The organism is Danxiaibacter flavus (assembly GCF_041060425.1).
Taxonomy (GTDB): domain Bacteria; phylum Bacteroidota; class Bacteroidia; order Chitinophagales; family Chitinophagaceae; genus Danxiaibacter; species Danxiaibacter flavus.
In genome coordinates this window covers 509,140-519,402 of sequence record NZ_JAULBC010000005.1, presented here as the reverse complement: position 1 = coordinate 519,402, position 10,263 = coordinate 509,140, and the positions used below count along the sequence as shown (strand labels likewise).

7 protein-coding genes are annotated in these 10,263 nt (G+C 38.7%); 1 reads left to right on the top strand and 6 read right to left on the bottom strand.

The features are described 5' to 3' along the window. Window positions 1–35: 35 nt before the first annotated feature. Together QTN47_RS17050 and QTN47_RS17045 are read right to left on the bottom strand one after the other, a co-directional pair. Complete coding sequence (locus QTN47_RS17050; RefSeq protein ID WP_369330610.1) at window positions 36–2,483, bottom strand: bifunctional YncE family protein/alkaline phosphatase family protein; 2,448 nt, start codon at window positions 2,481–2,483, stop codon at window positions 36–38. A gap of 567 nt (window positions 2,484–3,050) precedes the next feature. Beyond that, on the bottom strand, window positions 3,051–4,415 hold the full coding sequence (locus QTN47_RS17045; RefSeq protein ID WP_369330609.1) for a hypothetical protein: 1,365 nt from the start codon (window positions 4,413–4,415) through the stop codon (window positions 3,051–3,053). A gap of 144 nt (window positions 4,416–4,559) precedes the next feature. On the opposite strand from QTN47_RS17045, the gene QTN47_RS17040 reads away from it, so the two are divergent. Then, window positions 4,560–4,982 (top strand): helix-turn-helix domain-containing protein, encoded by a 423-nt coding sequence (locus QTN47_RS17040; RefSeq protein ID WP_369330608.1) that lies wholly within the window; start codon window positions 4,560–4,562, stop codon window positions 4,980–4,982. A 392-nt stretch (window positions 4,983–5,374) separates the two neighbouring features. On the opposite strand, the gene qatD is transcribed toward QTN47_RS17040, so the two are convergent. From qatD to QTN47_RS17020, 4 genes are read right to left on the bottom strand one after another with little or no spacing between them, the layout of a single operon-like run. After that, complete coding sequence (qatD, locus tag QTN47_RS17035) at window positions 5,375–6,112, bottom strand: Qat anti-phage system TatD family nuclease QatD (RefSeq protein ID WP_369330607.1); 738 nt, start codon at window positions 6,110–6,112, stop codon at window positions 5,375–5,377. Further along, a complete protein-coding gene (gene qatC / locus QTN47_RS17030; protein ID WP_369330606.1) occupies window positions 6,109–7,467 on the bottom strand; it encodes a Qat anti-phage system QueC-like protein QatC in 1,359 nt (452 codons plus the stop codon). Before qatC ends, qatD begins: the two co-directional genes overlap by 4 nt. 2 nt (window positions 7,468–7,469) lie before the next feature. Beyond that, a complete protein-coding gene (locus QTN47_RS17025) occupies window positions 7,470–8,210 on the bottom strand; it encodes a Qat anti-phage system associated protein QatB (RefSeq protein WP_369330605.1) in 741 nt (246 codons plus the stop codon). A 2-nt stretch (window positions 8,211–8,212) separates the two neighbouring features. Then, window positions 8,213–10,111, bottom strand: coding sequence for a KAP family P-loop NTPase fold protein (locus tag QTN47_RS17020; RefSeq protein ID WP_369330604.1), 1,899 nt, complete (start codon window positions 10,109–10,111; stop codon window positions 8,213–8,215). Between the last annotated feature and the right edge of the window lie 152 nt (window positions 10,112–10,263).

Here is a 10,263-nt window from a genome sequence, read left to right as displayed (position 1 = left end):
GTAATCCGAAATTTTTTTGTTGTTATTGGATATTGCTAGTCGTCGCCTTCGCCGTCATTAACTGTCAGTTTCACAAAAGCTGCGCGAACGGGTGTAGGCATTACTGCATTTTCACCCTTCACGGCTTTCCAGGTAAGTTCGTTCATCACCTGGTCAGGTACCCTGTCTTCTTTGGAAAAATCAAGTCCTTTTGATATGGCGGCGAGTTTGGTATTTTTTGGATTGATGTCTGAAAGGTTCACATTGGCAGGCAAGTGTGTGAAAGCTGTATTATCAGGCTTGCTGGTAAATGAGCGCCACATAGGCATTGCCGCAGCATCATATTGCGTCATAGGTGGCATGCCCAATATCAATTCGATTGTGCGAATGACGCTGGAAGTAGAATACATTGTGTGATCTACATAATGGCGCTTAACGTAACCACCGGCAATAAAAGCAGGTGAACGATGGGCGTCCACATGATCAGGACCATTTTGCGCATCGTCTTCCAACATAAATACCACTGAGTTTTCCCATACAGGGCTATGGCTTAAATGTTCCAGGAACATGCCGATGGCCAGGTCATTATCGGCCACATGGGCAAAAGGTGTAGGCCTGTCTGCAGCCATGCCTTCCGTATGGTCATTGGGAAAATATACGGTCATTAACTGGGGCAGCGCGTTGTTGGCTACCAGCGAATCGAAATCTTTTTCCCAGATATGATAACGCACGGTATCCATGATCTTCAGGTTGAAAGGTGGATACTGTGGTACATAATGATCATTCAATACAGGGATCCGCACGTTCTTGCCTGAAGCAAACTCACCATAAGTACGGAAGCTCACACCGGAACGTTTCGCCTGGTCCCAGATATACATTTTGTTAAGCGCGGTACCACCTACGGCACCCTGACCACGACCACCATAGCTGGTTGGCCAGTTCTTTTCCATGTAGTCCGTTGCATAAGCACCCATGCTCCAGTTATGGCCATCGGCACTTACTTCGCCATCTACATAAAAATTATCGAGTAATACAAAATTGTCAGCAATGGAATGAAGGTTCGGAGTATAGTGGCGGCCAAACAGCAGAAGGCTGGTGTCTCCATTACCCTGTGGCATATCACCCAGTACCTGGTCGTAGGTACGGTTTTCTTTGATAATATAGAACACGTGTTTGATCGGGGAGGCGTCGCCCACTTTATGAGGAATAGGATTGCCATCCTGCCCGTCCGTGCTGCGTTCAACACTTGTATTATAAGGTGTGTTGTGATATACCGCCTGTGAGTATGCGGCCAGTTCTTTTTCCGCAGGAACTGGAATGATGCTCAGGGAGCCCATCAACAAACCGCCGCCGATATATTGAACAATCTTAGGTTTTGAATCGTCTCCACTGTGGATGCCTACTTTTTCTTTTTTATCAGTGGGATTAGGGCCCTGCGGGTTAGGCAGCGAGCTGTTTCCCTTGCCGTTAGCCACATACAATTTATTGCCTGTAACACGAACAACAGAAGGATACCAGCCTGTTGGTATAAATCCAAGGGAATTACTGTGGCCGGGCTTTTGTACATTAAATACTGCAAGACAATTATTATCGGCATTCGCGATGTACAATGTTTTATCATTCTTGTCCAATGCTACGCTGTTAGGTGTAGATCCACTGAGCGTAGTAGGATATACCGCTGTGTTGAGCGTTTCCAGCACGCGACGCTTTTTTACATCAATTACCGAAACGGTATTGTCGTTGCCATTCGCTACAAACAGGTAGCGGCCGTTTTTCGTAATACACAGATCGTTGGGGTTATCGCCCACTTTAATGCTATCGGCAAACACATTGTTGCGCGTGTTGAAGATCTTTACCTGGTCCCCGCCCCAAACACTGATATAGAGCGCTGATCTGTCGGGCGAGAGCAGACATGTGTACGCTTCAGCGCCAAGCGGATACTTATTTTTAATTTGACGCGTACTAAGGTCAATCACGTATAAGCTATTATCCTGCTTGGTTACCGCATATAAAACACCACGCTTACCATCGAGCGCGATGCCGGTTGGAGATATAGCGGAGCTGCTTTCTTTTTTACCATTATAAGCATTGCCAAGGCGGATAGTATCGCCTGCGGTGAGTTTATTATCGCGGATCGCATAGCGGATAATGCAGTTATCATCACCTCCGGAAGCATATAACGATTGCTCATCTTCACTAAAAGCAAGTCCGCCCCATGATTTAGCAATGGTTACCTGGTCAAGCTGCCGGTCGTTCTGGGCGTCTAACAGCTGAATGGTTTGAACGCTTTGTCCGTTGTTGGTAACTGCGGCATAGCGATGGCTTTTGCTCAAGGCAATGTTGAGCGGGAGATCCCCAAGCGGAAGGCTTGTACCGGCTGGTGTAAGCGACCAACCATTTGGTAGCTGCACTTTTTTACTTTCAATTGTTGAAGGACCCTGTGCTTTGATCACGCCAGCACACATTACCTGCAGCAGCAATGCTGAAAATAAGAATCGTTTCATTGTCGGTGTTTGTTAGTGGGGTGTGTTATTGCATCAGGCATTATGCCTACTGTGCTGAAGGGCCGCCAAAACTAAATGAAAACGGAAGAGGGTAATATTAAAAAATTATGAAGTGGGGGATAGCTGTTTCGGCGGCGCTTGATATCTGAGTTGATAGCCTATTGCAATATCTATAAAACGATCGTACAATATAAGGATCAGGTCAATGCTCGGGAGGTTTTTTCCATTGTACCAATGACGGATTTCATCGCAGTAACAATTTTTCCCGTAGGGAATTAAGCTTAATAGAAATGTGTGAATTGAGAACATCATAGTCCGTTAGGACTTTGACCCAAATAAAAGGGTTAATGTCCTAACGGACAAGAAAACCCCTATATGTTAGCGTTTCTATTAAGCTTAAAGTCCTACGGACTATCGACGCTGTAATTACTTTTTCTGTCAAGCTATGCGCTATGCCAACAAGTAATTGGCAAACTATAAACGATATTCACATCTAAAATATAAAACCTGTAATCAATGATTGCGGCTTTTTAATGTGCCCAGGACTGGATTCGAACCAGCACTCGATCACAGACCTTGGTTTGTCGCCGCCGAAATACACTTCCCCGCCTCCCCGCTTAAAAAGTTTTTTTCCTTAACCTTTCTCTTTATTTGCAGCGGCGCACTAACCTCTTCAATTAAACAATGCGCACGAATCAAATCTAAAAACTCATGACGGAAGGTTTCGAAGTGATGTTTAAAAATGGTGATGCAATTATTATTGTTATGCATCCATTCCGTTATGGCCACATCTTTAATTGACTGCAGTAAATACATCGTGTTATTGGTACGGATAAAAAACGGGTTATCTATTGAATAGTCATTTATTACATTTCCTTTTAGAGCCACTTGCATACACAATTGAAAAAGATCGCCTCTGTCCCATAACCGGAAACGAAGCTGCGGAGTTACAGCGCTTAATTCAACCCGCGACAGCCATTGCCGGCAAGGTTTGTATTTCAATTCCTTTTTACCATACAACCTGTAGCTGTATAAAAAAACCTGTTGTTGTAATAGCGGAAGCGCTTCATGCCATAGCGAAAGTAAAGCGGTCATCTTTTCCTGCTCCGCAACATTTGATGAAGTAATTGATCCCGGAATTCGCTCTGCCAGTTGCCACATGTCATAGCTAAGTTTATTCAAGGCTCTTTGCCCGCTGGTTAAGTAAGCATCATATTGTTTTTCTGTTCCGCTGGTAAAATGTTGAAATCCTTTTACATTCTTTCCGCCTTTGTTCAGCAACCCAACACAAGGCACTAAAAATGGTGACAGTCTGTTATGAAAAGTGTGCGTTAACAACCAGGTAAGTGCCATGCCTTTTATCGGCGGCGAAGGCAATTGTGCTGCACCGGGCAAATGGATGGCATCATTAAATTCTGTTGCAATTATTGCATTTGAAAGCTGATACACCGTCCCCATCTCAGGCCTGGCCTTTATTTCCAAACCTTTGTCGCAGGGGTCAATCGTAAAATAACACTTGTGCCGCAGGGCAGTATCTACTAAACCTCCCGGTTGGTAATCTTTAAAAAAGCTGTTACATCCATGCCACGTAAGCCGGTCCAATGCCTTATATGCATGCAGGCAAAGCGTTTCAACTTCCCTACCGCAACTACACGCAACATGCAGCTGATGAGGCTCTATGGTAATAGTTAATTCAAATGAATGATTACCATCTGAATTTAATAATGTTAGCGTGCCATTTTCGAAGCTGATAAAAGAGAGTGCCGGATAATACCAATCGCGCTTGCGCTTTATCCGCGACTCGGTAACCTGTTGCAACATGTCATTTGAGAATACATAGGGACCGGCAGTTAAAGGAATGGCATAAGGCGAAGCGGCGTTTCGTAACAACTCAGTAGATGGTGAGGATAATGGATCAGTTTTTTTGCTCATGGTTATTGGGTTTTAACGAAGCTCCGTTCCCTGCTTTCGCTATGCAATATGCAGCGCAGGTATGATAACGGAAATGACCGGTAATTTACCAGCTATTTTACCTTATAACCTTTTATTATATTTGCCATATTAGCACTTATTAAAATGGAAAAAACAATACACCAGGGCCGTAACATAAGGCATTTTAGAGAAATGCTCGGCCTGAAACAGGAAGGACTGGCAATGGAACTTGGTGACGATTGGAACCAGCGTAAAATATCGCTATTGGAACAAAAGGAAGTGATTGAGGAAGATATATTAGCGGAAGTGGCAAAAGCGTTGAAGGTTCCTGTAGATGCAATTAAGAATTTTGATGTGCAGGATACAATCTTTAATATTCAGAATAACTATGAGGGTTCAAATACAAGGGATACTCAAATAAATACAACAAACAACGATTGCACAATTAACTATGCTGACAGATGGCTTGAGGCGGTGGACGAAATTAAAAAGCTGTATGAAAGATTATTGCAGGCCGAGAAAGAGAAGGTTGAATTGATGGAGAGAATGTTGGGGAAGGGGAAGTAGGGGAGAGTGGGGTTGAAATTGAGCTGGATCATTCATTTATTTTAATTCCTTCTTTGCGGATCAATGACTATCCGCACCCGCGACCGATGTGACGCGTGAGTGGACCGCTCATTAATTCAACACATTTTTATAATGCACTCCACATACAATGCGTCTCTCACAGCACAATTTTCGATCTATTTTTATAGAAAACTTGAAGAAAACTTTGAATTTAGTAACATGATAAACAGTCATATATACATACTTCTTTCACCATACTGGTCGGTAAAAATCTTCCACCATTTTCTTTTGCAGCCATATAACCGCCAATCCTATTTTAACATCATGAAAAGAAGTCCAGCAGGTGTTTTCCTCTAAGATTTCGAAAACAAAGTGGAAGTTGGTATCTGAATTCAATATGGCCGTAATCTTTTTATAACACTATTAAAGTTCATCTCAATTAATTCTTCAATTTCTTTGTTTGAGCGCAGCAATAAACGAGCTAAACAAGAAATTACAGATGAAACTTGGCCAGGTCTAGCAGGAGAGTTATGCTCCATTACAAATGGGCCGTCTGTTTCGGTTAATAAAAGCGCCTTAGGGATTTTGGAAATTATTTTTCTTCCCGATGCTGATCGAGTCATTGCTGGATTTATTGAAAAATAGTATCCAGCGTGTGCGATTTTTTCAATTAAATATAATGGCCCACTATACCAATGAAAAATTGCGTTTTCAATTTTGTATTTTACCAATAGCTCTAAAACTTCTTTCTCTGCTTGTCTAGAATGAATGCTTAAGATTTTTTTTTGCCCGGAAACTACCTTTAGTATTTTAGCAAAAGTGTATATCTGGATATCCTTTGTAGGCATACCCTCTGCAGAAAAGTCCAAACCAACTTCTCCAACGTACGATGTTTTACTTATATTATTTAGAAATAAATCAAACTCCTTTTTGTGGGAATCCGCCATTAGTGGATGCATTCCCAATGCCAATCTTATCTTTTTTAGTGATTTGAAATGGGGATATCCCATTTCAAAATGGCTTGGAAGATTAGTCATTGCTAATACTGTTGTATTAGCTTTTATAGAATCTTGTAAAACTTCACCTGGATCGGGATATAAATCTATGTGGCAGTGTGTATCAATAATCATCTTAAACCCAGTTCTGATTTTACAAATCTACTACCTTTATCTCTAAACAACTGCAACACTTCTTGTTTCGACCTCAATACCATTTCCGCATATTCAGTAAGATTATTAATATTAATATTCCCATTAACTAATAAATCTCTTTTCATTTTCTCTAAGGATATATTTCTTTTTAAGTAACTGAATAAAGCTGGTAAATCATTATTTCCTACCGCTGCAACATTAGTGATAAAATTTCCATAGTGATTTTCATTATCCAAACCAGCTTTATTTAATGCTGCTCGCCTGTATATACAGGGCATACATCTCCCACAATTGTGAATTTCATTTGGATTGTCAAAGTGGAATTGTCGTCTACCTCTTTTTCCACAAGAAACAGAATCTTGAAAAATATGTTGTATAAATGTAGGGTTCGTACATTCAACAAACATTTCTCCTTTGGTCTTAAATGCATAAGGGTTATATATTCTAGTGGATAATCCTAATGCTGCGAGCAATTCTTGCGTATTCTTTAAAACATAAGGATGGGTTGTCCTTGTACTTAACGAACTTACTCTTGATGGAGTAAGAGGATAATTAATTGAAATTGTGCCGTTCTCAGGAATTGTTAATTTATCAATCGTGGATAAATAACAACCTAAACCAATAAAAAATAGTGAACGACTGCGGTAATTATTTTCTATCGTTACCCCGTTACCATTAACATCTTTTCTTGATAATGCTAATTTTGATTGCACCCAATATATTTTATTGGGGTATTTGGTCATTAAATGGCTCAATAGTTTTCTCTGGTCTCCATTTGGCCCTGGCGACTTTGAATCGAAATGAGAAACCAATAGTATTTTTTCATTATCTCTTAGCTTTTCTAACTCATCTATGACCCCAATTAAAGAATCTAACCCGCCTGAAAATAAACTTACGGAATTAATAGTTTCTCTTTCATAACGTGGAATTTTCCTTCGGTTTGTTCGTGGTTGAAAAAAGCTGACATCTTCTATTTCCCTAAAAGAAATCCGCCAATCATCACCTGTTAAGAAGTCTAAAATCTGCTTCAACTTTTCTTCCTTCCCACTCCACACCGAGAAATTCTTTACTGGAAATTCTACTTGTATATCTCTTGTCCAACCATCATTTGAATAAATAGCCCGACTAAGTAGGTTGTCAACACCATAAACTATCGCAGATATAAGGAAGAAATCAAATTTTACAGAAGTAAAATCAGTCGTAAAATCAAAAACTCTTTCATAGCTTAAAAAAGACAATGGAACTTTTCTATTCACTCCGCTATCTGTATAACAAAGCTGCAAATCTGAAAATTTGCCATAATCGGCATTATCAATAACTACATTTACTCTCATAACTATTCAAATACGGTTAATATATCTTGTTGAATGTTTTTTACAAGCCTGTCTGCTTCATCAGAACTCCAATCAATATTTTGTAGTGGATTTCTTTTGTGCATATCGTTAACTCTCTCAACTATGAAATTTTTTACCTGATTGAAAAGACTATTGCAGTCACTTTCATTCTTGTTCCTTATTAAATTTTCATAGAACCATTTTGACAAAAGCTCATTAATGTAATACCCGAAATACTTTATTATTATATCTTCCAAAGTATTGGTTTCAAAAGTTTGTTGTAATAAAGTTTGTACCTCATCAATAGACTCAGCTTGCCCTATCAGTTCTTCTAATAATAATCTTGTAGCTTCTTTTGCCGCGTTATCATCAATTGATGTGGCACTGCCGGAACAATATTCAATCAAATGATTAATAACATCCCCCACTGTTTTAGTATCAATATCAGTTAATCCTGTAAATTCAAGCGTTTCCCTAATATTATTACCAGAACTTATAAACTTTGAAAAGACCTTTCCGATTTTCTTCGCAGTTTTGATACTACTTCTCCCTCCTGCTTTTGAACCGCCGCGACCTCCCGTTGATGCTCCCCCCAATGCTGAAACAAAATTTCCCATAATATTCTGTAGCTTCTGAGTAGGAAGAACAGAAGAATCACAGTTTGAAGTAAGCGAAGAGCTAAGTGAACCCCAATTCGGAACCATTGAGTGTTTTACTTCAGAAAATGATTTAGATGTTCCCATTTCTATTTTTTTAGATTAAATGCCTTGCTTGCTCTAGATTTTCCATCTTGGAAATAATCTTTCAAAAAGTCTCCCATCTCTGGTTCAGATTTAAAATCTGCTAATCTCGTTGCAACTGCAGGTTCAATATCTGTTACACTTATTATCTTAAGAGCTTCCATATAATGGTAACCTGTATTTTCAATTTTATTTTCTGTCATTACATTGAAAATATCATAAAGTCTCTTTTGCTGAGGATTCCTTTTTAAATTTGAAGATAGAAGGTTAAAAAATGCATCTTTCTCAATATCGCTAAAGGGCTGGAACTTTTCAGAAAGTAGAGATTTTGTGACAGTTGTCGTCATATTATCGGGCAATAACTCATTAAACAATGCTCTAACTACTGGCGGAATCATACTCGCTGAAGTGATAGAATTTTCTAATTTATCACGAGCAATCCAATAATAATCTCGTAAATCAACTCCTGATAATAAAGGCTCAATCTGAAACCATTTAATTATTTTAGGTTTACTCCAGTCTTTGAAATCTGTATCTTTTATTTCTGAAATAACATCATTAATTCCTTTTTCTTTACATAGAGTTTCTATATCAGTTATTTCTTTAGGCACACCATCTTGAACAATTTGCCATTCAAATAGCTTTTTGAATAACTTGGGTTCAGAATATTCAAGTATCATCATTTTTGCAAGAACAGCTTCATTAAAACTTTGCAAGGATGCAACTTCTGCAAGCCTTTTTCTGATGGTGTAAGTATTTAGAAACCGTTTAATCTGTCGGGGATTCCCATACAAACTATTTGTAATCAAGGGTACTAATGAAGGGATTGTAATTACATTGTCCTTAACTTTTCTGAATTCTTCTGCTTCTAAAATTTTTTCAAAGTGTGATAGTCCAAATGCTGAATACTTATTCGTCATTCTATACTTCTTAAATTCATCAAGTACATTTTTAAACTTTTCAATGCCGATTTCTTTTTTACAAATTAGCATTGATATATAAGTTTCGACTTCTGATTCGGAAAGTCTTGGTAAAGAATATGGAAGCTGTATTAACTTTTCCAAGTAATCTATAATAATCCTATTGTTGTCTTCCTCAATCTCTCTATTGTTCTTGTACTTATGTTCAATTGCGTATTTTACTATTCGAGGGTCGGCTCCAATGAGGAAAGCTGTTTTTGATACGTTTAGAAAAAGCTTAATTGCTTCGAGATTTTCAATAATCCTTTCTGGACTACATCTATCCAAGTCATCTATTATAACAATTAATCTTTTGAGGTTTGTCGCTTCTAATAAATCTGAAAAATCCTTTCGAAATTCGGCTACCGCATTTGTGGAATTTTTATCTTTTTCTTTTCGATCTTTTACAAAGGCATTATATATTTCCTTCCCCTCTTCCGATTTCAGTTTTTCAATTATTTTTTCCGGATTATCCCCCCATTCAGTTATCTTCTGAATTGCAAACGGAACTAAACTAAGCCCTCCTGTAAAATATGCAGAAACAGCTGGCAAGGCAACATTTTTCATAACCATACCTGCGCCACGCATCCAATTGATAGACTTCCAAAGTTTTCTTGCTTTTTCCTTAATCGTATCCTTTATTTCAGCAGAAATCTTTTTGTTGCCCTCCAATTCTTTGACAATTGAGTCGAGTAACGCAGCTTTAGCATCATCATATCCTTCAAAAGTCCATCCATTAAAATGTATACAGAGCGAATCTTTATCATCCACCCCATCAAATTCTTCTTTTACTATTTGCAAGATGCTGGATTTTCCACTTCCCCAATCGCCAAAAACTCCTATTGTAATCGGCAAAACAGATTCATCATTAATGATATTAATTAACAAGTCTGCGTGTACCTTAAATCCTAAAAGGTCTTCTGATGTTTCATTATCTGCCCACATGTGTTTTATATCTTTTTCGTTATTACAATATTTTTTTATACTCCAGTGTTAACGTATTTCCAGTGGAGTTAATTTCTAAAAGCAGCTTCAGCGCTTCGAGCGTCGAACCAGAACTATTATTGTCTGACCTGATTACATTACAATTCTTGCAA

Excerpts from the sequence above, each read along its gene's own strand:
- QTN47_RS17050 (WP_369330610.1), bottom strand. The coding sequence starts at position 2,483 with ATGAAACGATTCTTATTTTCAGCATTGCTGCTGCAGGTAATGTGTGCT.
- QTN47_RS17045 (WP_369330609.1), bottom strand. The coding sequence starts at position 4,415 with ATGAGCAAAAAAACTGATCCATTATCCTCACCATCTACTGAGTTGTTA.
- QTN47_RS17040 (WP_369330608.1), top strand. The coding sequence starts at position 4,560 with ATGGAAAAAACAATACACCAGGGCCGTAACATAAGGCATTTTAGAGAA.
- qatD (WP_369330607.1), bottom strand. The coding sequence starts at position 6,112 with ATGATTATTGATACACACTGCCACATAGATTTATATCCCGATCCAGGT.
- qatC (WP_369330606.1), bottom strand. The coding sequence starts at position 7,467 with ATGAGAGTAAATGTAGTTATTGATAATGCCGATTATGGCAAATTTTCA.
- QTN47_RS17025 (WP_369330605.1), bottom strand. The coding sequence starts at position 8,210 with ATGGGAACATCTAAATCATTTTCTGAAGTAAAACACTCAATGGTTCCG.
- QTN47_RS17020 (WP_369330604.1), bottom strand. The coding sequence starts at position 10,111 with ATGTGGGCAGATAATGAAACATCAGAAGACCTTTTAGGATTTAAGGTA.